Origin of the sequence: Bacillus sp. FJAT-25509, assembly GCF_001420605.1 — a bacterium.
Taxonomy (GTDB): Bacteria; Bacillota; Bacilli; order Bacillales; family Bacillaceae_G; genus Gottfriedia.
Genome location: NZ_LJIZ01000003.1, coordinates 653,105 through 674,982 on the forward strand (window position 1 = coordinate 653,105; position 21,878 = coordinate 674,982).

Here is a 21,878-nt window from a genome sequence, read left to right on the forward strand (position 1 = left end):
TTACGACATAAATATTAATTATCTTGATAATCAAATAGTAAAGTTAAAAAATTGCATTGAAAAGTCTCAGAAACCAACAAGTGAACAATATAAAAAAGCTATTCTCATCTTGTGAGAATAGCTTTTAAAAATACTTAAGCTTCCATAATTAAATCATAAACTAATGTAGGTTCTTCTACTTTTTCAGCAGAAATTTTAATGTTTTCTAGTAAGTCTTTTTCAACTTCACTAATATCTTCTGTGCTTGAATAAACAGTAACTAATGAATCGCCTTTTTTAACTGCTTCGCCTACTTTTTTGTTTAGCATTAATCCAACAGCTAAGTCAATAACTGATTCTTTTGTTGCACGTCCAGCACCTAATTTCATAGCAGCTGTTCCAACAGCATCAGCTACGATTTGTGAAACATAACCGTCTTGCTTCGCTACTACTTCTTTTACATATTTAGCTTGAGGTAATTTTGATGGATCATCTACTACTGAACCGTCTCCACCTTGAGCTACTAAGAATGCTTTAAATACTTCTAAAGCTTTTCCGTTTTTCATGTTTTCTAGAAGTTTAGCTCTTGCTTCTTCAATTGTTGCAGCTTTTTTAGCTAATACAACCATTTGACTACCTAATACTAAACATAATTCTTCTAAATCTTTTGGACCTTCACCTTTAAGTGTGTCAATTGCTTCTTTCACTTCTAATGCATTACCAATCGCAAAACCTAATGGTTGGCTCATATCAGAAATTACTGCAACTGTATGTCTTCCAACGTTGTTTCCAATCTTAACCATCGCTTTAGCTAAATCGCGTGCATCATCAATATCTTTCATAAATGCGCCTGCACCTGTTTTAACATCTAAAACAATTGCGTCTGCACCAGCAGCAATTTTTTTACTCATAATTGAACTTGAAATTAATGGGATTGAGTTAACAGTTGCTGTTACATCACGTAGTGCATATAACTTTTTGTCAGCAGGTGTTAAATCTCCAGTTTGTCCGATAACAGCTAATTTAATATCATTTACTTGTTTTGTAAATTCTTCTTCTGTTAATTCAACATGGAAACCTTCTACAGCTTCTAATTTATCAATTGTACCACCAGTGTGACCTAAACCACGTCCGCTCATTTTTGCTACTGGAATATCTAAAGAAGCTACTAATGGACCTAATACAAGTGTAGTTGTATCACCTACTCCACCAGTTGAATGCTTATCTACTTTGATTCCTTCAATATTTGAAAGATCAATTGTATCACCAGAGTGTACCATAGCCATTGTTAAATCACTGTATTCTTTCTCAGTCATTCCCTTTAAGAAAACTGCCATTGCAAAAGCACTCATTTGATAATCAGGTACACTTCCATCTGTGAAACCTTTGATTACAAAATTAACTTCTTCAGTTGTTAATGTTTTTCCGTCACGTTTTTTTTCAATTAAATCTACCATTCTCATTTTGAAACGCCTCTTTCTGATTTGTGTATATTACTTCTAATGAAAAGTGACTTCCACATAATGTAGAAGTCCTTTATATTTTCGTTAACTTTTGAATTAACCGATTTTACGAATAATCTCTTTTACTAAAGATAAAAATGAAGCTCTTACTCTTTGTGTTGTTTCAATTACTTCTTCATGGTTTAGAGGTTGATCTAAAATTCCCGCTGCCATGTTTGAAATACAAGAAATACCAAGTACTCTTAATTCAGCATGACGTGCCACAATTACTTCAGATACAGTTGACATCCCTACTGCATCAGCACCTAATGTTCTAAACATGCGAATTTCAGCTGGTGTTTCATAAGATGGTCCTGTCAGTGCAGCGTAAACTCCTTCTTGAAGTTTTACATCTACTTCACTAGCAGCACTTTTTGCAAGTTCTCTTAATTCACGGTCATACGGATAAGACATATCGACAAAACGAACACCTAGCTCTGGGTTATTTGGTCCAATTAGTGGACTAGTACCAGTAAAATTAATATGGTCTGTAATTAACATTAAATCACCAGGTTCGTATGAAGTATTAACTCCACCTGCAGCATTCGTTACGATTAATTTTTCAACACCTAGTTCTTTCATGATGCGAACAGGGAATGTAACTTTTTCCATGCTATAACCTTCGTAGTAGTGTACTCTTCCTTGCATTGCTACTACTTCAATACCATGTATCGTACCAAAGACTAGTTGTCCTTCATGTCCTTCAACTGTTGATGTTGGATATTCAGGAATTGTATGATACGGAATTTTTTCTTGGTTTTCAATTTCATCAACAAGAATTCCTAAGCCAGATCCTAAAATCAATCCAATTTTAGGCTGTCTGTCAACTTTACTTTTAATAAATTCAGCGGCTTTATCAATATTTTCTTTATTCATATGTAACTCCACCTTATTTCAATTTTTCAAAAAAACTTGATCCATGTGATGGCATTGTAACTTTAAAGTTTTCTGCAATAGTTGCTCCAATATCGGCAAACGTTTTTGGAATTTCTAATTCTTTACCTTCTGAAAACTGTTTACTATAAACTAATAACGGAACATATTCTCTTGTATGGTCTGTACCAGTATAAGTCGGATCGTTTCCATGATCGGCAGTAATCATCAATAAATCATCTTCTTTTAATAAATCAAATACTTCTGGTAATCGTGCATCATATTCTTCTAATGCTTTACCGTAACCTAGCGGATCTCTTCTATGACCGTATACAGCATCAAAATCAACTAAATTTAGGAAGCTAATACCTGTGAAGTCCATTTTTAGTGTTTCAACTAATTTATCCATACCATCCATATTAGAAACAGTACGTAATGCTTTCGTAATTCCTTCACCATCGAAGATATCAGCAATTTTACCGATTGAAATCACATCTAAATTCGCATCTTTTAACTCATTCATAACAGTACGTCCAAATGGTTTTAATGCATAGTCATGACGATTTGGTGTACGTTTAAAGTTTCCAGGTTCACCAACAAATGGTCTCGCAATCACACGCCCAATCATGTATGGATCATCTAATGTTAATTTACGTGCAATTTCACAATAACGATATAAATCTTTTAAAGGAACAACTTCTTCATGAGCTGCAATTTGTAAAACAGAATCAGCAGACGTATAAACGATTAAATCGCCTGTTTTCATATGCTGTTCACCAAGTTCAACTAAGATCTCAGTTCCTGAAGCAGGTTTATTCCCAATTATTTTACGATCAAAATGGGTTTCTAATTCGCTTATTAATTCTTTAGGGAATCCATCAGCAAAAACTTTAAATGGTTTATCAATGTGAAGTCCCATGATTTCCCAATGTCCAGTCATTGTATCTTTTCCGACTGATGACTCTTCCATTTTTGTATAATAAGCAAGTGGCTTATCGACCTTTGGAACCCCTTTCAATTCTCTTATATTACTTAAACCTAGTTTTGCCATGTTCGGCATATGTAATCCATTCATTTCTTCAGCAATATGGCCTAGTGTATCTGAACCAACATCATTAAATTTTTCTGCATCTGGAGCTTCTCCAATTCCTACAGAATCCATAACAACGAGGAACACTCTATTAAATTTTCTATTCATTTGTTTTCCTCCTAACTCATCGAAACAAACTTAAATGCTAGCGTCAGATGTCTGACAACTAAAGTATACTTATTGTCCTAATTCTTTTCAAGAAATATATTTTCCAATTTGTGTCTATTGATACTATATTTCCCCAGAATCATAATAAATTGACATAAATAATTCATAAATACATTCTTTTTTATTAAGTTGCTAATAATGATGATATGTAAAATTACACTCTTCCATACATAATGCAAAAAGAAAAAGCCCAAGCTTTTTTAGCTGGGCCTTTTAAAGTATTATGCGGTTTGATTTTCTGTATTTGCAACTTGATGTTTTTGTGCTTTTCTTCTAGAAACAATTGTACCAGCTCCAATTACGATTGCAGTCATGACAATTTTGAAAGCTAAAGCAATTGCAGAATTATCAAAAGCATCGTGAATCATTTTTTCATGAGTAATCATTCCAGCTGCCGTCCAAGCTAAGATACCTGAACCAATTGTTGTAATTATTGGGTATTTGTTCATAATTTTCATTAATAATGAGCTTCCGCCAACAATAATTGGAATTGAAATTAAAATCCCAATTACGATTGCAACTAAGCTACCATGTGATACACCAGCTAAAGCTAAAACATTATCAAGACTCATTAACGCATCAGCAATGATGATTGTTCTAACTGCTCCCCATAATGTTGCACCACTTTTAACTTCGCCGTGTCCAGAGTCATCGACTAATAATTTAAAAGCAATCCATAATAACATTAAACCACCGATTGCATAAATAAAAGGAATTTTTAATAAATACACGATTACTGCTGCAAATACGATACGTAGTCCAATTGCACCTAATGTACCAAATAAAACTGCTTTTTTCTTTTGGTCTGCTGGTAAGTTTTTCGCTGCTAATGCGATTAGAATAGCATTGTCACCACTTAATAACAGGTCGATAAAAATTACATTCAATAGTACGCCAATACTTAATCCGTCAAATAAATCCATGACTATTCCCCCTTATGAAACTACTATTTTTAATTAAACAACCTGTACCCGTGACTACAAAATAAAAAGACCTTTGCCAATAGTTGTAGTTCTACGGCAAAGGTCTTGCTGAGCACACATATGTATGCCAACAAAGCCGATGAGAATTTCTTCTCATGTAATGACGACTTTGTTTCAGGATCTCTCCTGACGCTACTCCCCTTTGGAGTATTCGATTGTTTATTAATAATATAATAGTATTCTAGCTAGTCCATTATGTCAATAGATTTTTAACCGGTTTTTAATTATAAGTTTTATCTTTTATTTTCAATGTAAATAATTAACTTATTGCTTTGTCAATATTTTTGGTCCATTACTTGTTATCGCTAAAGTATGTTCATATTGTGCTGAATTTTTTCCATCTCTTGTTCTTGCTGTCCAGCCATTTGAATCCATTGTTGATTGCCATGATCCTAAATTAATCATCGGTTCAATCGTAATGACCATCCCTTCACGCAGTCTTAAACCTTTACCTGCCATACCAAAATGTGGAACATATGGCTCTTCATGAAGCGTTGGTCCGATGCCATGTCCTGTAAAATCACGCACAACTGAATAACCTAATGATTCAGCATAAGTTTGAATTGCAAAGCCAATATCACCAATACGGTTACCTACTACAGCTTGTTCTATACCTTTATATAAGCATTCTTGGGTAACTTTTAATAAGTCCTTGTTTTCTTTAGTAATATTCCCTACACCGTATGTCCAAGCGGAATCAGCAAGCGCGCCATTTAAATTTACGACCATATCAATCGTTACAATATCTCCATCTTTTAAAGCTTTTTTACGAGGAAATCCGTGGCAAATCTCATCATTAATTGAAGCACAAGTTGCATAGTTATATCCTCGATAACCTTTTTGCTCCGGTTTCGCACCATTTTCAGCTAAAAACTTTTCTACAAATTGATCAATTTCCCAAGTCGTAATCCCTGGCTTAATCATTTTTGCAATTTCCTTATGCGTAGCAGCCAATAAAGTACCTGCTTCATCCATTAAGTTAATTTCACGTTCAGTCTTAATCGTAATCATTTAGTTCATCCTCTCAAGTCACCTAGTTTCGGTTCTTACATGATTAATTTAATATATTATTCTTTTCACATTATAACAATCTTTTCCCAAGAAAAAAGAGCTTTATTTAAGCTCTTTAGTGTGTAGACAAAGTTTTAAAAATCTGTTTTTCAGACTGAACAGTCTAAATCTGAGATTAAGCTCTTGGATGAAACTCTTTATAAACATCCTTAAGTCTATTTTTCGTTACATGTGTATAAATTTGTGTTGTAGATATATCTGCATGTCCTAACATTTCTTGAACCGATCTTAAATCAGCGCCATTTTCTAATAAATGTGTTGCAAATGAATGACGTAAAGTATGCGGTGTTAATTCATGCTGAATATTTGCTTTTTCAGCTTGCTTTTTTAAGTTTTTCCAAAATCCTTGTCTAGACATTCTATTTCCATGATGATTTAAGAAAAATGCATCATTATTTTTTTTACCTTTTAAATCATTTCTTGCTAATTTTAAATAATTTTCAATTGATTCAATAGCAAGTTTACCTAAAGGAATAATTCTTTCTTTACTACCTTTACCTAAACATCGCACAAATCCCATTGTTAAATTAATGTCAGATAGATTTAATGATAATAACTCTGACACCCGCATGCCAGTAGCATATAGCAATTCTAACATGGCCTTATCTCTTAAACCAAATGTAGAGTGATCAGGTACTTCTAATAAAGCCTCTACTTCCTGTAGTGATAAAACCTTTGGAAGTACTTTTGGCGCTTTTGGAATTTCTATTAATAGTGAAGGATCGTCTTTCATCCCATCAACCTCACGAATTAAAAATTGATGAAATGAGCGAATTGTTGCTAATTGACGAGCCATTGTTCGTGCCGTTAAATCTCTTTCTTTTAAATATTTTAAATAACTAATAATATGTAACCTAGTTATATTTGCGAGACCATTTATATTTTCAACAACGTCCAAATATTTTCCGTAGCTTTCTAAATCCTTGCCATATGATAGAATTGTATTTTTAGATAAACCTTTTTCTACTTGGATAAAATGGATAAAATCCTCAGTTGCAAAATCAAATTCTTTTTTAAAAGGTGTTTTATCAGTCGTTGTCACATTTCATTACTCCCCGTTTTGATAAAACCGTACCAATTGGTTAAAAGCACCATCCTTTTTATGAATGTCCACCTTTAACATTGAGCCTTCTGGTCGGTCATATCGATGCATATTTTCATATTCAGAATGAATCCATTGAATAGCAAAATAAAATAAAATTGTACATGTAATGAATAAAATTGTAACTTTTATTACATTAAAAACAATACTTGCTCTTTTTTTCATATGACCACCACCTTTTGCTAGAAGTAAAGACATCATTACTACATACTATGCAAAAATAGGACAAATCATACTTCAAAAAAGCAACATTAATCATTACCAGTGTAATTTTTAGAACATGAAAAAGAGCAGACTCTTTTTATTGAACTGCTCCGTCTTTTAAGAATCAAAAATAAAATGATTTTAATTAAATTAAAATCATTTTACTACTCTTCGTTTTGATCATGGCAACGATGACATACACCATGAAATGATAATCGATGATCTTTAATTTTAAAATTCCAACGTTCTTCAACTGTCTTTTCAACTTCACTTAATAGATTTTCATGAATTTCATCTACTGCTCCGCAAACCGTGCAAATTAAATGATGGTGAAAATGTTGTGCACCTTCATGTCTTAAGTCGTATCTTGAAACGCCATCACCAAAATTTATTTTATCAACAATTGTTAACTCAGTTAGTAATTCTAACGTACGATAAACAGTAGCAAGTCCAATTTCTGGCGATTTTTCTTTCACTAGGAGGTAAACATCTTCTGCACTTAGGTGATCTTCTTCGTTTTCTAATAAAACACGAACAGTAGATTCCCGTTGTGGTGTTAATTTGTATCCTGCTAAATGTAGTTGTTTCTTTATTCGTTCAACTCGTTCTTCCATTCTTTTCACTCCCTCGCCACTTGATAATAATTATAACAAAGAAAGAGAAAGTGTCAAAAATTATTTGTTAATTTTTTGAAACAATTATTTCTGAGATGGCTTTTAAAAAATATGTTGAACCATATGCCTCAATAATACTTGCCATACTTAAGCAAACAGCAACAATTCCAAAAACAATAGAATACGAGACTAACTGTTTCATAATTGGTTCATTATCATTTTTAATAAATTGCTTTCGAATCATTCGAATAGATAGCTGAACTGCTAAAACAGTTAAAAGTATATATAATGGTAAAACGATCACATTTTGTGGAAAAACAGAAGAAAATGCTAATAAAATACCATGCCAACCTAATTGATTGACTAAAAATCCAACTGTAAATCCAACTACCAATCCTTTCATAAATAATAAAATAAGAATGATTGGTAATCCGATGATTGAGATCCCTAAAACCCAAATCAATGCTAAAAACTTTAAATGAGAAGAATAGCTAGAAAGGAACACTTCATTTCCGCTTATATAATCCCCATTATTAACTTGTCCAAAAAAATGTGTAATAAAGGATAGAATATCCTGCTTTTGACTCACATTCATACTATTTACGATGACTGCTCCAAATACTACACCAAAAAGTAAAATCACACTAACAAAAATATAGAGTGACAAATAATCTTTAACATGTTTTTTCATCGTTGATTTGACTGAGCTTCTTGTCATGATATCATCTCCTGCACTATATTCTCTCTTCATTTTATGAATGGACAAGTAATTTATTCTATTAATTTATAAAAGTTGAAAAATTAATCATAAAGAAAAAGTAGGTCTAGTTGCTATTTTATGGAAAGGGATGATGATTTTCGTTGTCATCAAAAATTTTTAAAAAATATAAAAAAGCTGTTAAAGTCAGTCAACGACTAAAACAGCTTTGTTTTAATTTAATAATTCAATTTGTTTTTTTATGATTTGACCGATTGATTTAGCATTTTCTTCATTATTTCCATAAATAGAAGAATGTGTGTAGCCTTCTAATGTTTGACGGTTACCTTGATTTGTTGTTTCACAATATTCATTATGATATTTTTCAACTTTATGTAGTAATTCCTTTTTTTTCTTCAGGTTAAGTTGTAAGCCACTTTGATTAGAAGCTGTTAATACTAGTAAAGGAATATTCATTTTTATTTTCAATGCGTCCTTAATTCGTAAGTTACTATAATTTAGGTTTTTCCACTCACTGACAACAGTCTTCCAATGCTTATAACTTTTAATTGCGCTAATCATTTCGAACTGGTTCTCCGGTGAAGTTTTCATCATTTTATTAATTAATTTATTTGGAATTACCTTAGTAAGATTAAATCGGTTCGCGTTCTTCATTATTAACGCAAATTGATATAGTAACTTATCATATAATTTCTGCTCTTGTTCTTCTAGGGTCGGATGTGTTGGATCGAGTAAAACCATAGATTGGATAGAATTTGGAAAAAGCCGAGACAATTGGAATACAATATATGCCCCCAGAGAATGTCCGACAGCAATTAAAGGACTTTTAATATTTAATGCTAATAAAATATCATAACATTCAAAAGCTTGTTGCTCTGTTGATCGTTCTGTCGTCCATATTCCACTTTTTCCATAACCTAAGCGATCGTACGTTATAACTTTGGCATATTTACTCAACTCTTCTTGTAAATACTTCCATTGATGAAGAGTATGCATCATTCCACATTCTAAAAGAACTGTAACTTTGCCATCCCCTTTTACTCGAACGTGATATGTGCCAAGCTCACCATTAACAAACAATATTCTCACCTTCATCGTATTTGATTAGTTGTCTTATTGTATTCATTTTTCCTATTTTCTATTTTATCTTTCATTCTTTAATTTTTGCTTAATAAAAGTGAAATGCTGTTTTTCAATATAGGCATTCAATAAGTCATAAAAAAAAGACGTTAAAAAAATAACGTCTTTTTTCTCAAGATTTTTATATCGTTTCATTTTTTGCTTCGTATGCTTCTTTTACTTCTGCATAAAATTGTGCCTGAGAAGTATAAAAGTATGGTGCTACATAAAATAAAGCAAGCCCAAAAGTGATGATCACTAATAGACCCCAACCGATGAATGAAAGCCCTAGTAAAAAGAATTTCCATTTATACCCATCCATCATTCTTCTACTTAATGTAATTGCATCTAGTGCATTCATTTCTGGAAAATCTTTTAAAATATATCCAACTTGTGAATACGCGATTGATTTGATAATCCCAGGAATGATTAATAAAACAGTCCATAATACTGTAAATAAAGTTACTAAAAATCCAACTATTATTCCTCTTATAAATTGATGCCCACTTTTAAAATAGAAAAATATATCCGATATGTTTTTTTCCTCAGCACGAATCAACTTTAAAAAGTATACAAGTAATCCATAACCTAGTAGCGTATTTAAGATTGCAGTAATAATTTCGATTACGGTTTGGATTCCACCAGGTATTAAATCTTGTTGATCAAAATCTAAAGTTATACTCCCTGTATAATGATAGTTGACTGGCCCATTAAGTAACATATAAATAAGTCCTTGTAATACACCAAAAACCACAAGTGTTAAAATCGCTTTACCCCAATTACCAGATAGACGACTTTTAGCTGTTTTTTTAATTGACGAAATTCTCATCTACTCATCCTCTCAAAAAATGTCACTTTATTTTACCATGTTTATTACCACTTTTTGAGAGATATTTTTAATTTTAATTTAATTTTTTTGTAATAATTGTAAATATTGGACTGCAAAGCATGTTTTCGCATCATGGATTGAACCTTTTTTTAGCTCTTCTAGACACTCGTCTAATGTTAGCTCAAAAATTTCGACAAATTCATCTTCGTCTAAAACTGCACTATTTTCTAATTTCTTTAAACCTTTTGCTACATATATATGTATATACTCGTCTGCAAACCCCGGTGATGTATAAAAAGATTGAATATGCTCCCACTCGGCTGCTTCATATCCAGTCTCTTCTTCTAGTTCTCGTTTAGCCGTTACAAGTGGCTCTTCGCCTTTTTCTAATTTTCCCGCTGGAATTTCTAAAAGACTTCTTTCTAGCGCTTTTCGATACTGCTCTACAAATACTATTTTTCCTTCACTTGTAATTGGAATTACAGCTACCGCACCTGGATGCTTTACGATTTCACGTGTACTTGTATTTCCATTCGGTAATTCTACTTTTTGATGATAAAGAGAGATTACTCGTCCTGTGAATATTTTTTCTTCTGCTAGTGTTTTTTCTTCAAATTTTTTCATTTTTTTCATCACCTTGTTCTAATTTATATGGTTGTCACATACATTTTATCATTTATTTCATTAAAATACTTTCTGAAATGAGGTAGTCTGATGAAAATGTGTATGACGGAAAATTCTGTTGTCCTTGTAGGCTCTAAAACAGAAATTTTAAAAAGCCTCGAAGTTATTGCTATGCAATATAAAACGGTTCAAGAATGGATTCAAAACTCCAATGGCAAGCTTCTCTATGTTGTAAAATAATTCTCTTTTCCCTACAATTAAACTTGGAGGGATTTATATGAAAAAACGTAAACTTGGTTCTACTTTATTAGAAATATCCGAAATTGGTTTAGGTTGTATGTCTCTTGGGACAGAAGAAAATGAGGCAATTTCAACAATTCATGCAGCAATCGATGTTGGTATTAATTACTTTGATACTGCTGATTTATATGATTTCGGTAAAAATGAAGACATCGTTGGTAAAGCTTTAAAAGGTCGCAGAGATCAAGTGGTTATTGCAACGAAGGTCGGAAACCGTTGGAATAATTCACATGATAATAAATGGTATTGGGATCCATCGAGAGCATATATTAAAGAAGCTGTAAAAGACAGTTTACGTAGACTAAATACAGATTATATCGATTATTATCAACTTCATGGTGGAACAATTGAGGATCAATATGAAGAAACTATATTTACTTTTGATGAACTAGTAAAAGAAGGCTTAATTCGCCATTATGGAATCTCTTCAATTCGTCCGAATGTTATTAATCGATTTATAAATCATTCATCTATACAAGGTGTTATGATGCAATATAATGTACTTGAGCGTAGACCTGAAGAATTCTTTCCGCTATTCGAAAAAAATAATATTTCTGTCATTGCACGTGGTTCTGTAGCAAAAGGATTATTAACAAGTAAATGGGAAAAGAAACTATCTAACAAGGGCTATATGTCATATTCAGAACAAGAATGTACTGAAACAATCCGAAAACTTCTCCAACTTCTCGATGAAGAACAATCCTTACATAGCTTAGCTTTACAATATGCTCTTTCTCATAAAGCAGTTTCATCTTTAGCTGTTGGAGCTAGAAATAAAGAACAATTACTAGATAATATTAACGCTTACTTTGCAAAACCATTAAATTCACAACAAATCGCCCAAATAAAAGAAATTTCACTTCTTACGAATTATGAGGAACATCGTTAAGCCACTCCTTCCTTCCATGGAAGGAGTGTTATTTCTTCCATTTACTTGCTTTTCTATCGATTTCATCTAAAAATTCTTCTTTACGTCCTCTTTTATTTTCTAATTTATTTTTAGCAAGTTCTTTTTTTAATTTTATATATTCCATTGCTTGATCAGTATGAGCGATCATATATTCCCTAAATGCAATATTTCGTTCAATAGCAGCATTTCCTTTTTCATATACTTGAATATGGAAACTACTATTATCATCACATTTTATAAAAAGTCTTCTGTCTTGCTTAGATAGATCCCCCAATTGTTCGTAACCTAAAGTTTTTAGAACATCACTATACTCATCAAACTTTTTTAAGTATTTTACAACGATCATTAAGTCAATGATTGGCATCGCAAACATATTCGGAATTGAAGTACTCCCTATATGATAAATCGCTGCTTTCTCTGGTAATAATAGATCAATTGCCTTTTTTTCAGACTGAAAATCTTCTTCCCAGGAAGTACGATAAGGTACAATTTCAATATTCTTTTTCATTTTAGAACACCTACACTTTTTTCATTAACTTCCTTTTATAGCATTCGTTAAAGGACAATTAATTATTGAAAAAATTAATTGCAGTAGAAAAAGCATAAAAATAGACCTTTTACAATCGTGACCTTCCACCTATTCCATAAACCCTATGTTTAAACTGTTTTCATTAAAATTCCCTAATCCCTTTTACCCTTACTTTCACTTAAAAAATGTTCAAAAATCGTAATTTAATACTAAATTAAATTTTGGTTAAAATACTCACAATTTCTTCTTTAAATGGTTTCTTTGAATTATAATTATTTTAGTTACTAAGATATTTAGTTACGTTAACTTTTTAGTACTTCCTATATTCTAAGGAGAGAATGAAATGTCAGAAAAACCAATCATTCGAAGTGAATTTATTCCATCTCTTATAATGGAATTTAGAAAATTCAGCACTTCAATCGTTCTTTTTAATGAAGGGCTTGCCTCAAACCTTCATTTAAATGCGACTGATTTACGATGTCGAGAATTACTTTGCCACACTGGTCCGATTACAGCTGGAAAGTTATCTCAATTAACACATCTAACTACTGGTGCTATAACAGGTGTTATTGACCGACTTGAAAAAGTCAACTTTGTTGAACGTATTCAAGATCCTAATGACCGTAGACGAGTAATTATTCAACCTGTGTATGAACGTGATGATGAATTAGCAGAACTTTTTAAACCATTATCTGACTCTCTTTCTAATATTTTTAATCAGTATGATGACAAAGAGTTAACATTATTATTTAAATTTTGGAATGATATTAATGAATTGATTCCAAAAGAGACTAAAGAATTAAATAAGGGGGAAACTTAATGGTTTCAAAAGAGAGTAAGGTTGGCTTTGTCGTAGCAGGTCTATTATTAGGAATGCTGATGGCGGCTATGGATAACACAATTGTTTCAGCTTCAATGCCGACAATTGTTGGAGAACTAGGTGGTTTAGACCAATTTATTTGGGTAACCTCTGCCTATTTGGTTGCTACTATGGCAAGTATGCCGATTTTTGGTAAGTTATCAGATATGTATGGACGTAAACGATTTTATTTATTAGGACTTATCATTTTCTTAATTGGTTCCGCATTATGTGGAACAGCAAATAGCATTATTCAATTAAGTATTTATCGTGCGATTCAAGGAATTGGTGGAGGTTCACTAATGCCAATCGCCTTTACAATTATTTTTGATATTTTCCCACCAGAAAAACGAGGAAAAATGACTGGTTTATTTGGTGCAGTTTTTGGTCTTTCTAGTGTATTTGGACCACTTTTAGGTGCTTATATTACTGATCAAATTGATTGGCGCTGGATTTTCTACATCAACCTACCTTTAGGTATTATTTCTTTATATTTAATTTCACAGTTTTATAAAGAAAACCTTCAGCTTAGAAAACTTAAAATCGACTGGTTTGGTGCGATTACACTTGTTGGTTCAGTTGTCAGTTTAATGTTTGCTCTTGAATTAGGTGGAAATGAGTACGATTGGAATTCTGCTCCAATTATTTCCTTATTTGCAATCTTTGCAGTATTATTTATCGCATTTATTCTAATTGAAAGAAAAGTTGAAGAGCCAATTATTTCATTTAGCTTATTTAAAAAGCAACTGTTTGCAGCAACACAGGGTGTTGCATTTTTCTACGGTTCTGCTTTCATTATTACGACTGTATTAATTCCACTTTTTGTTCAATCAGTTTATGGTGGTACAGCTACAAATTCTGGTATCATTCTTATTCCGATGATGCTTGGTTCGGTTGTAGGTAGCCAAGTAGCAGGTCAATCAGTACGTAAATTTAGTTACAGAAGCATCATGTTAGTTTCAGTTGTTTTATTCTTCATTGGAATGTATTTATTAAGCACTTTAGATACTGATACAGCTAGATCAACAGTAACATTCTACATGATTATCGCTGGTCTTGGGATGGGCTGTTCATTCTCATTATTAAGTATGGCAACTCAACACAAAATCGAACCTCAAAAACGAGGCATCGCTACATCAACAAATACTTTCTTTAGAACATTAGGTATGACAATTGGTGTAACAATTTTTGGTACAATTCAAAACCACGTATTTAAAAATAAATTAAGTGATTTACTTGGAAATATTAGCGCATTTGGCGGAAAAGTTGATTCACGAGCATTATTATCCGCTGATGCAAGAGCTAAAATTCCACCAGAAGTACTTCATAAAATCTCAGAAGCAATGGCACATTCAGTTGCAACTACTTTCAAATGGACATTAATTCCGATTACTTTAGGTTTTATCGCGATTATCTTAATGGGTAAAGAAAAATTAACATTTGAAGTAAAAGAAAATAGAGCGAAAAAAGCTCAATAAAAATAAAGCCAAATCCATTCTAATATGGATTTGGCTTATTTTTTTCTTCTATTAAATACTTTGAATAATACATTTGGAATACTTTGTAAATCTCTATTATTTCTTCAATTTCATCACTTAACATTCTTTCTATTTCATTCATTTGTTCTCTTTTTAATTCAAATGATTGCAAGCTATCTTCATATTTATTTAGCATTTCATAAAAAAACGTACAGTCAATTTTACATATAGAACCATCCGAGTAGTGGCCTGATTCTCTTAATAATGTATTCCAAGAAAGTTCACCATTTTTAGAACTTAAAAAAAGACACGCTAAATGTAGGTTATTAAATTTTATATAAAAGTCCGGGCTTAATGTTTCTAGGTCAGAGTAAGCATATTCAGAAACAATCCCACTTGCATCATTTGAGCTTTTAGTAATAGCTAATTCTAAAATCCAGTAAGGTGGATTTTCTAAAGACTCAATAATTGAATCACACCACAAATAGTAGTGTTTGTAAAAAATTAATCCTGAATCGATCATTTCTACAATTATTTTAGCATTGTTTTTGGTTAGGTCTATACTCATCCTCCAACTATCACCCCCTATCTTATTGCTCATAGTCATCTTAAACCGTTATTCAAATAATGTATACGTTCGTTCAATAACCTATCTAAGAATTCACTTATACCCTTACAATCTTTGAAATAATTTATTTATTAGTTTAAGGATTTCATGTGATTTAAGTCACAAACAATGATTATATCCCGCCATATAATAAGTTTATTCAAATTGTTAGGGGGATGAATGATGTTTTGTAACCAATGTGAACAAACTCCGGTTGGTGGTTGTAAGATTGTAGGTGTATGTGGAAAAGATGAAACAATTGCAAGTTTACAAGATACGATGGTTTATGGGTTAAAAGGAATTGCAGCTTATCGTACACATGCTGCTCAATTAGGGTATACCGATCCATTTGTTGACCAAGTAACACATGAAGCTCTGTATATGACTTTAACAAATTCTAATTTTAACTTACAAGAACACATTGATATGGCTATGAAAGTAGGTAAAGCCGCAATTCGTGTAATGGAGCTATTAGATGAAGCCCATACAAAACATTTTGGAATTCCTGAACCTGTTCAAGTTTCTTCTAATAAAATCGAAGGAAAATGCATTGTTGTGACTGGCCACAATTTATTTGCATTAGAAGAATTGTTAAAACAAACAGACGGGAAAGGTTTAAATATTTACACACACTCTGAAATGCTACCTGCTCACGGTTATCCAGCATTAAAAAAATATACACATTTAAAAGGTAACATCGGAAAAGCTTGGTTTGATCAACGTCGTTTATTTGAAAAATTCCCTGGAGCGATTTTAGCAACCACAAACTGTGTGATTCCAATAAAGGGAAGTTATGCAGATCGCTTCTTCTCATATGAAGTGGCGGGATTAGAAGGAGTAACAAAGATTATAGAGGAAGATTTTTCGCCATTAATTCAACGTGCATTAGAACTACGAGAAGCAAATATAGAATCAGAAGAAGTAATGACTACTGGTTACCATCACGAAACAGTTTTGTCTATTGCTCCTGAAATTGTAGAAGCTGTAAAAAACGGGAAGATTCAACGCTTCTTTGTTGTAGCAGGTTGTGACGCCCCAGGAAAAGGTGGAGAATATTATCGTGAGCTTGTCACTTCTTTACCAAATGATACAGTAGTTTTAACAACCTCTTGCGGTAAATTTCGCTTTAATGATGTAGATTACGGTACTGTAACTGGTACAAACATTCCTAGATTTATAGATTTAGGGCAATGCAATAATTCAGTTTCAACAATAAAAATTGCGGCTGCATTAGCGGATGCATTTAATTGTAGTGTCAATGATTTGCCTGTAAGTATTATACTTTCTTGGTTTGAGCAAAAAGCCGTGGCTATATTATTAGGGTTATTTAGCCTTGGAATCCAAGATATTCGAATCGGACCTAAAGCACCAGACTTTATTAATGAAGGCGTATTAAATGTATTAGTTGATACATTTGGCTTAAAATTAATTACGAATGCACAAGACGATTTGAAAACAATTTTACAAGGATAATAGCCTGAATGAACAATGAACTTCTCTTAAAAGAGAAGTTCTTTTATTTATTTTTCAGTTCCAACATCAATGAATGCTTAGAGTTTGTTCAATCATTTCGAACGTATTTTTCTGTGTTGCTATATACCATATTTCAAAATAAAAATAAATAAACAACTATAGATAAATAGTTGTTTCAGTGTGTAGACAAAGTACTAAATACTTGATTTTCAGACTGATTGCAAGCGCTTGTCTTTCGAGGCACGAAGCATGGTGAGGAGCGGAGTTAACTTTAGGCGGTAATGAGCACCGCAGACAGGCGAAGTAACGAAGAAAGCGAGCGTTTGGCGGGCAGTCTGAAACAACTATAGATAAATAGTTGTTTCTTATCCACCAATATAAGACATTTCAATTTTACGATTTTTATGACTTTCTTCTGTGCGGATCTCAGAGTATCTGTCATCTCTTTTTTCCCATAATGATTGAATTATTGCTGAAATGTATTGATCTGTAACGCCAGTGCGCAACATTTTTCTTAAGTCATACCCTTCTGAAGCGAATAGACAAGTGTATAGCTTTCCATCTGTAGATAGGCGGGCTCTCGTACATGAACCGCAGAAAGTTTCTGTAACTGATGAGATAAATCCGACCTCAGTATTCGTTCCTTTATATCGATATCGTTTTGCTACCTCGCCAATGAAATTCTGCTCTACTGGCTCCAACTGATATTGTTCTTGGATCAGATCGTAAACTTGCTTCTTCGAGATAACATCTTTAAAATTCCATCCATTTGTACACCCTACATCCATATACTCTATAAATCGTAATGTAATATTTTTCTCTTTAAAAAAATGAACCATTGGTAATACTTCAGTATCATTTAACCCTTTCTTTACTACCATATTTACTTTGACTTCTAACCCTGCTTCTCTAGCTGCAATAATTCCGTTTAAGACTGTGGAAACGCTCGGATTCATATTATTTATCTTCATGAAAACTTTATCATCCAAGGAATCTAAGCTCACATTTACGCGGCAAATTCCGGCTTCTTTAAGTGCTTTGGCGTTTTTTGCCAAAAATACACCATTTGTTGTTAACGTCACATATTTAATTCCTTCAATTTTTGAAAGACGATTAATCAGTATTGGTAGATCTTTTCTTAAAAGAGGTTCCCCTCCTGTTAAACGAATCTTTTCTACACCTATTTTTGCAAATAATTTAGCTAATCGAACAATTTCCTCAAAGGATAGGATTTCATCTTTACTCATAAAGGGATAGTCAACCCCAAATATCTCTTTAGGCATACAATAACTGCATCTAAAGTTACAACGGTCTGTTACAGATATTCTTAAATCTCGAAGTGGTCGATTGCGGGTATCGAGGATATTGGTCATTTTTTCCTCCCCCTTCTTCTTATGTATGATTTTTAGCTAATATTAGCATACAAAATTATTTCACCTTATGATGTATGTCACAATCTCGTTGTTTAAGCTATTCAGTATTTATGTTCCAGAATGCCTCTTTGAAAGAGTTACTTTCCATTTGCAAAATGCAAGTTTAACCAGCTACTACGTCAATCTTTCATATTCTATATCCTTAGAGTTCTATGCTATTTAATAGAATGGTATTATAATAATAAATGTAATACATAAAATACTTGTTTTCTTGATAAATACATAAAATCAATGATGTTCAACTATAACGAAGCGGAGATACTTTGATGGAAAAAAATAATAATAGAAAAAGTGACCTTTCAATCGTTTCTAAAGATTTGGCTTCCTTATTACAGTCGATCGGATCAACTCGTTCAGTAAAAAAAGGCACCTTCTTATTTCAAGAAGGAGAAGATGCTACAGAATTGTATTTAATTAAATCAGGAATGATCCAAATAAGTAAGCTGACTTTAAATGGTGATGAATTAAATCTTCGTATTTGTAAAAAAGATGACTTAATCGGAGAATTGACTCTCTTTTCAGAGAATGCAAATTATATGCTTAGCGCATACGCATTAGAAGAATCAGAAGTGCAGGTCATTCCGAAAGATATTTTGGAGAAAAAACTAATTAACCATGCTCCATTGACATTTGAATTTATGAAATGGATTTCTACTCATCTTAGAAAAAATCAATCAAAGATTCGAGACTTAGTATTGAGTGGTAAAAAAGGCGCACTTTACTCTACACTCATCCGTATATCGAACTCATACGGAGAAATAATAGAAAACGGAATTCTTCTTAATATTCATCTTACCAATCAAGAATTAGCTAAGTTTTGTGCTGCTACTAGAGAAAGTGTTAATCGGATGTTAAGTGATTTAAGGAAAAAAGATGTTATTAGTTATTCTCCCGATGGAAAAATTATCATCAAAGACTTACAATTTCTTAAAAATGAAATCGGCTGTGATAATTGCCCAAAAGATATATGTAACATAGATTAGTTCTTTAGAAGACTATTTAAGTATAAAGCTGATTAAATTTGTCTTTACATAATATTATTAAATAATTGATATTAAGTAACCTTAACTTTACCTCTAACTAGTTAAGGTTATTTATTTTTTAATTACTTGTATTTCTCTTTAAAATAGATTGGTCCTCCAAATTCCCCCTCCTTTCCCACCATCTAACTGATTTCACAACATCTGATCGCTATTATTTGAGCTATATGTGTGAAAAGAGTCACAGTTTGGTTCAAATCGTTTTTATATAATGATGAAAATATACGGTCTTGTAATTTAGGGAGAGAAAAAAATTGTATAAACCTGATTATTTACTTTATTTGAAAAGCCTCTGTTTGTTTCAAGATATCAATCATAACCTCTTAAAAAAAATAGTTGATGCATCCAATCTATACTTTAGAGAAACAAATGAAAATATACCTATTCATAATGAACAGAATATGATTATCATTTTAACCGGAAAGGTAAATGTTCATATGAAAGAATCGAGTGGCCTTCAATATAAAATTGGCAACTTAAACTCAAGTGATGTTTGTTTGCCTAGTATCTTTCTGTATACTCATGTTAACAATTCCATTATTCTTGAAGTGACTCAGTCTTCGGTATATATTGAAGTCCCATATTTATTTATAAAAAGCTTGTCTGTTAAAGAGCCTATTTTAAAACGTAATATTTTGCGCTCTTTACATAAAAACCTTCAAAGTACTTACGAAGAAATTTTCAATATAATGAGTTAACGAATAATTTAAAATATGTTATCCATTCTTGCCCCATTTGTGTGATATACTTCACAACGCTTCTTTCCATTGATTGGTAAAATTTAGTTAGTAAATTTTATTATTGATCCATTGAAAGGGGCATCATTATATGAAAAGTTCTAAAATCCAATTACCTCTTCAAACATCAAGTCTCATCGTAGGGTTCATGGTTTGGGTACTCATTTCTTCACTCATGCCAAATATTCGCCAAGATATTGAATTAACAAATGGTCAAGTCTCTTTAGTCACTGCCATCCCTGTAATTTTAGGAAGCATCTTACGTATTCCAATCGGGTATTACACAAATCGATTTGGAGCTAGACCCATTTTCACCATCTGTTTTCTTGCACTTTTATTTCCTGTATTTTTCATTAGTCATGCTGATTCACTTTTAGATTTAGTTATTGGAGGATTGTTTGTTGGTATAGGTGGTGCAATCTTTTCAATCGGAGTCACTTCACTACCAAAGTATTATTCTTCAAATAAACATGGTTTTGTGAATGGAATCTATGGTTCTGGTAATATCGGTACAGCCATTACTGCATTTTCGGCACCTGTTTTAGCTAAATCATTTGGTTGGGAAACAACAGTCAGATTTTATTTAGTTTTACTAATTGCGTTTGCCCTATTAAATTTTCTATTCGGTGATAAAAATGAGAAGAAAGTAAATGTTCCAATTGTAAAGCAGGTAAAAGAGGTTTATCGTAATTCAACTTTATGGTCACTTAATTTATTCTATTTCATAACTTTCGGATCGTTTGTTGCCTTTACAATCTATTTACCAAATTTCTTAGTTAATCATTTTAATTTAAGTCCTGTTGACGCTGGTATACGTACCGCTGGATTCATTGCTCTAGCAACAGTTTTCCGACCAATCGGTGGATTCCTTTCAGATAAATTCAATCCTTTCAATATTTTATTGTTTGTCTTTGGTGGACTAACATTCTCAGGAGTTCTATTATCTTTTTCTCCTACTATTAAACTATACACAGTAGGGGTTTTATTAGTAGCAGTTTGTGCAGGAATCGGAAACGGTACAATCTTTAAATTAGTACCACTTTACTTTTCAAAACAGGCTGGTATTGTAAATGGGTTAGTTGCTGCTATGGGAGGTTTAGGAGGCTTCTTCCCTCCATTAATATTAACAGCTGTATTTAGCTTGACAGGACATTATGCGATTGGATTTATGGCATTATCTGAGTTTGCACTTCTCAGTTTTGTTATTGTAGTATGGATGACTTTCCGTGAAAAATTGAAAACGGAATATAAAATATTAGAAAATACAGCCCAAGCAATGATGGTTACAAATGAGCATGGGGTAATTCAAAAAGTAAATCCTTTCTTCACGAAAGTAACAGGCTACAAGAAAGAAGAAGTCATTGGTAAAAAGCCAAATATCCTTCAATCTGGACATCACAACAAAGCATTCTATATACAACTTTGGAAACAACTCAAAGATCAAGGTAATTGGCAAGGTGAAATTTGGAACAAACGAAAAAATGGTGAAGTTTATTTAGAATGGCTGACGATCACTCAAGTGTGTGACGATCATGGTAAAGTGATTTATTATATTGGACAATTTAGTGATCTATCTACTAGTAAAAGTAAAATAAACTAAAAATGTAGTTTATTCTATAACTTGTGAAAAACATAA

Annotated in this window: 23 protein-coding genes; 8 read left to right on the top strand and 15 right to left on the bottom strand. The window is 32.3% G+C overall.

Going from position 1 to position 21,878, the window contains the following annotated elements; all coding sequences use genetic code 11:
- Window positions 1-134: 134 nt before the first annotated feature.
- The 12 genes from AN960_RS03555 to AN960_RS03610 form a co-directional block, all read right to left on the bottom strand.
- Window positions 135-1,442, bottom strand: coding sequence for a pyrimidine-nucleoside phosphorylase (locus tag AN960_RS03555; protein ID WP_056466914.1), 1,308 nt, complete (start codon window positions 1,440-1,442; stop codon window positions 135-137).
- Between the two features lie 96 nt (window positions 1,443-1,538).
- A complete protein-coding gene (locus AN960_RS03560) occupies window positions 1,539-2,357 on the bottom strand; it encodes a purine-nucleoside phosphorylase (RefSeq protein ID WP_056466918.1) in 819 nt (272 codons plus the stop codon).
- Between the two features lie 13 nt (window positions 2,358-2,370).
- Window positions 2,371-3,552: a phosphopentomutase gene (gene deoB, locus AN960_RS03565; protein ID WP_056466921.1), complete on the bottom strand. Its 1,182-nt coding sequence runs from the start codon at window positions 3,550-3,552 to the stop codon at window positions 2,371-2,373.
- Window positions 3,553-3,833: 281 nt separating this feature from the next.
- Window positions 3,834-4,535: a TerC family protein gene (locus AN960_RS03570; RefSeq protein ID WP_056466924.1), complete on the bottom strand. Its 702-nt coding sequence runs from the start codon at window positions 4,533-4,535 to the stop codon at window positions 3,834-3,836.
- 324 nt (window positions 4,536-4,859) lie between these two features.
- Entirely contained in the window at window positions 4,860-5,606 is a 747-nt protein-coding gene (gene map / locus AN960_RS03575; RefSeq protein ID WP_056466927.1) for a type I methionyl aminopeptidase, read from the bottom strand.
- Between the two features lie 175 nt (window positions 5,607-5,781).
- Window positions 5,782-6,708, bottom strand: coding sequence for a site-specific tyrosine recombinase XerD (gene xerD, locus AN960_RS03580; protein WP_056466928.1), 927 nt, complete (start codon window positions 6,706-6,708; stop codon window positions 5,782-5,784).
- A gap of 6 nt (window positions 6,709-6,714) precedes the next feature.
- Entirely contained in the window at window positions 6,715-6,933 is a 219-nt protein-coding gene (locus tag AN960_RS03585) for a YqzK family protein (RefSeq protein ID WP_056466929.1), read from the bottom strand.
- Between the two features lie 203 nt (window positions 6,934-7,136).
- Window positions 7,137-7,586: a ferric iron uptake transcriptional regulator gene (gene fur / locus AN960_RS03590; RefSeq protein WP_056466931.1), complete on the bottom strand. Its 450-nt coding sequence runs from the start codon at window positions 7,584-7,586 to the stop codon at window positions 7,137-7,139.
- Window positions 7,587-7,653: 67 nt separating this feature from the next.
- Window positions 7,654-8,304 carry a stage II sporulation protein M gene (spoIIM, locus tag AN960_RS03595; RefSeq protein ID WP_056466934.1) on the bottom strand — a complete coding sequence of 217 codons (651 nt, stop codon included), beginning with the start codon at window positions 8,302-8,304 and terminating at the stop codon, window positions 7,654-7,656.
- 213 nt (window positions 8,305-8,517) lie between these two features.
- Window positions 8,518-9,384, bottom strand: coding sequence for an alpha/beta fold hydrolase (locus tag AN960_RS03600; protein ID WP_056466936.1), 867 nt, complete (start codon window positions 9,382-9,384; stop codon window positions 8,518-8,520).
- A 181-nt stretch (window positions 9,385-9,565) separates the two neighbouring features.
- Entirely contained in the window at window positions 9,566-10,252 is a 687-nt protein-coding gene (locus AN960_RS03605; RefSeq protein WP_056466939.1) for a DUF975 family protein, read from the bottom strand.
- A gap of 78 nt (window positions 10,253-10,330) precedes the next feature.
- Window positions 10,331-10,876 (bottom strand): NUDIX domain-containing protein, encoded by a 546-nt coding sequence (locus tag AN960_RS03610; RefSeq protein ID WP_056466947.1) that lies wholly within the window; start codon window positions 10,874-10,876, stop codon window positions 10,331-10,333.
- Between the two features lie 90 nt (window positions 10,877-10,966).
- Here AN960_RS03610 and mciZ point away from each other — a divergent pair, with 90 nt between their 5' ends.
- On the top strand, window positions 10,967-11,116 hold the full coding sequence (gene mciZ, locus AN960_RS24325; protein ID WP_156339604.1) for a Z-ring formation inhibitor MciZ: 150 nt from the start codon (window positions 10,967-10,969) through the stop codon (window positions 11,114-11,116).
- A gap of 37 nt (window positions 11,117-11,153) precedes the next feature.
- On the top strand, window positions 11,154-12,065 hold the full coding sequence (locus AN960_RS03615) for an aldo/keto reductase (protein ID WP_056466950.1): 912 nt from the start codon (window positions 11,154-11,156) through the stop codon (window positions 12,063-12,065).
- Between the two features lie 28 nt (window positions 12,066-12,093).
- On the opposite strand, the gene AN960_RS03620 is transcribed toward AN960_RS03615, so the two are convergent.
- Window positions 12,094-12,594, bottom strand: coding sequence for a GrpB family protein (locus AN960_RS03620; protein WP_056466953.1), 501 nt, complete (start codon window positions 12,592-12,594; stop codon window positions 12,094-12,096).
- A 364-nt stretch (window positions 12,595-12,958) separates the two neighbouring features.
- Here AN960_RS03620 and AN960_RS03625 point away from each other — a divergent pair, with 364 nt between their 5' ends.
- Together AN960_RS03625 and AN960_RS03630 are read left to right on the top strand one after the other, a co-directional pair.
- Window positions 12,959-13,435, top strand: a complete 477-nt coding sequence (locus AN960_RS03625) for a MarR family winged helix-turn-helix transcriptional regulator (protein WP_056466957.1) — start codon at window positions 12,959-12,961, stop codon at window positions 13,433-13,435.
- The gene (locus tag AN960_RS03630) at window positions 13,435-14,952 is read left to right on the top strand and encodes an MDR family MFS transporter (RefSeq protein WP_056466958.1); all 1,518 of its coding nucleotides are present in this window, start codon (window positions 13,435-13,437) and stop codon (window positions 14,950-14,952) included. Before AN960_RS03625 ends, AN960_RS03630 begins: the two co-directional genes overlap by 1 nt.
- A 19-nt stretch (window positions 14,953-14,971) precedes the next feature.
- On the opposite strand, the gene AN960_RS03635 is transcribed toward AN960_RS03630, so the two are convergent.
- Window positions 14,972-15,520 carry a hypothetical protein gene (locus AN960_RS03635; RefSeq protein WP_056466960.1) on the bottom strand — a complete coding sequence of 183 codons (549 nt, stop codon included), beginning with the start codon at window positions 15,518-15,520 and terminating at the stop codon, window positions 14,972-14,974.
- Window positions 15,521-15,742: 222 nt separating this feature from the next.
- Between AN960_RS03635 and hcp the strand changes: the two genes are divergently transcribed.
- Entirely contained in the window at window positions 15,743-17,032 is a 1,290-nt protein-coding gene (gene hcp, locus AN960_RS03640; protein ID WP_056466962.1) for a hydroxylamine reductase, read from the top strand.
- Window positions 17,033-17,397: 365 nt separating this feature from the next.
- Here hcp and moaA read toward each other — a convergent pair whose 3' ends face one another.
- Window positions 17,398-18,405, bottom strand: coding sequence for a GTP 3',8-cyclase MoaA (gene moaA, locus AN960_RS03645; RefSeq protein WP_056466966.1), 1,008 nt, complete (start codon window positions 18,403-18,405; stop codon window positions 17,398-17,400).
- A gap of 326 nt (window positions 18,406-18,731) precedes the next feature.
- Between moaA and AN960_RS03650 the strand changes: the two genes are divergently transcribed.
- The 3 genes from AN960_RS03650 (at window position 18,732) to AN960_RS03660 (ending at window position 21,842) form a co-directional block, all read left to right on the top strand.
- Window positions 18,732-19,448: a Crp/Fnr family transcriptional regulator gene (locus AN960_RS03650; RefSeq protein WP_056466967.1), complete on the top strand. Its 717-nt coding sequence runs from the start codon at window positions 18,732-18,734 to the stop codon at window positions 19,446-19,448.
- A gap of 311 nt (window positions 19,449-19,759) precedes the next feature.
- Window positions 19,760-20,203 carry a hypothetical protein gene (locus AN960_RS03655; protein ID WP_056466970.1) on the top strand — a complete coding sequence of 148 codons (444 nt, stop codon included), beginning with the start codon at window positions 19,760-19,762 and terminating at the stop codon, window positions 20,201-20,203.
- Window positions 20,204-20,333: 130 nt separating this feature from the next.
- Complete coding sequence (locus AN960_RS03660) at window positions 20,334-21,842, top strand: nitrate/nitrite transporter (RefSeq protein WP_056466971.1); 1,509 nt, start codon at window positions 20,334-20,336, stop codon at window positions 21,840-21,842.
- Window positions 21,843-21,878 lie beyond the last annotated feature (36 nt).

What these genes read in the sequence shown, in the direction of transcription:
- AN960_RS03555 (WP_056466914.1), bottom strand. Translation starts at nt 1,442, where the DNA reads ATGAGAATGGTAGATTTAATTGAAAAAAAACGTGACGGAAAAACATTA.
- AN960_RS03560 (WP_056466918.1), bottom strand. Translation starts at nt 2,357, where the DNA reads ATGAATAAAGAAAATATTGATAAAGCCGCTGAATTTATTAAAAGTAAA.
- deoB (WP_056466921.1), bottom strand. Translation starts at nt 3,552, where the DNA reads ATGAATAGAAAATTTAATAGAGTGTTCCTCGTTGTTATGGATTCTGTA.
- AN960_RS03570 (WP_056466924.1), bottom strand. Translation starts at nt 4,535, where the DNA reads ATGGATTTATTTGACGGATTAAGTATTGGCGTACTATTGAATGTAATT.
- map (WP_056466927.1), bottom strand. Translation starts at nt 5,606, where the DNA reads ATGATTACGATTAAGACTGAACGTGAAATTAACTTAATGGATGAAGCA.
- AN960_RS03585 (WP_056466929.1), bottom strand. Translation starts at nt 6,933, where the DNA reads ATGAAAAAAAGAGCAAGTATTGTTTTTAATGTAATAAAAGTTACAATT.
- fur (WP_056466931.1), bottom strand. Translation starts at nt 7,586, where the DNA reads ATGGAAGAACGAGTTGAACGAATAAAGAAACAACTACATTTAGCAGGA.
- spoIIM (WP_056466934.1), bottom strand. Translation starts at nt 8,304, where the DNA reads ATGACAAGAAGCTCAGTCAAATCAACGATGAAAAAACATGTTAAAGAT.
- AN960_RS03605 (WP_056466939.1), bottom strand. Translation starts at nt 10,252, where the DNA reads ATGAGAATTTCGTCAATTAAAAAAACAGCTAAAAGTCGTCTATCTGGT.
- AN960_RS03610 (WP_056466947.1), bottom strand. Translation starts at nt 10,876, where the DNA reads ATGAAAAAATTTGAAGAAAAAACACTAGCAGAAGAAAAAATATTCACA.
- mciZ (WP_156339604.1), top strand. Translation starts at nt 10,967, where the DNA reads ATGAAAATGTGTATGACGGAAAATTCTGTTGTCCTTGTAGGCTCTAAA.
- AN960_RS03615 (WP_056466950.1), top strand. Translation starts at nt 11,154, where the DNA reads ATGAAAAAACGTAAACTTGGTTCTACTTTATTAGAAATATCCGAAATT.
- AN960_RS03620 (WP_056466953.1), bottom strand. Translation starts at nt 12,594, where the DNA reads ATGAAAAAGAATATTGAAATTGTACCTTATCGTACTTCCTGGGAAGAA.
- AN960_RS03625 (WP_056466957.1), top strand. Translation starts at nt 12,959, where the DNA reads ATGTCAGAAAAACCAATCATTCGAAGTGAATTTATTCCATCTCTTATA.
- AN960_RS03630 (WP_056466958.1), top strand. Translation starts at nt 13,435, where the DNA reads ATGGTTTCAAAAGAGAGTAAGGTTGGCTTTGTCGTAGCAGGTCTATTA.
- AN960_RS03635 (WP_056466960.1), bottom strand. Translation starts at nt 15,520, where the DNA reads ATGAGTATAGACCTAACCAAAAACAATGCTAAAATAATTGTAGAAATG.
- hcp (WP_056466962.1), top strand. Translation starts at nt 15,743, where the DNA reads ATGTTTTGTAACCAATGTGAACAAACTCCGGTTGGTGGTTGTAAGATT.
- moaA (WP_056466966.1), bottom strand. Translation starts at nt 18,405, where the DNA reads ATGACCAATATCCTCGATACCCGCAATCGACCACTTCGAGATTTAAGA.
- AN960_RS03650 (WP_056466967.1), top strand. Translation starts at nt 18,732, where the DNA reads ATGGAAAAAAATAATAATAGAAAAAGTGACCTTTCAATCGTTTCTAAA.
- AN960_RS03660 (WP_056466971.1), top strand. Translation starts at nt 20,334, where the DNA reads ATGAAAAGTTCTAAAATCCAATTACCTCTTCAAACATCAAGTCTCATC.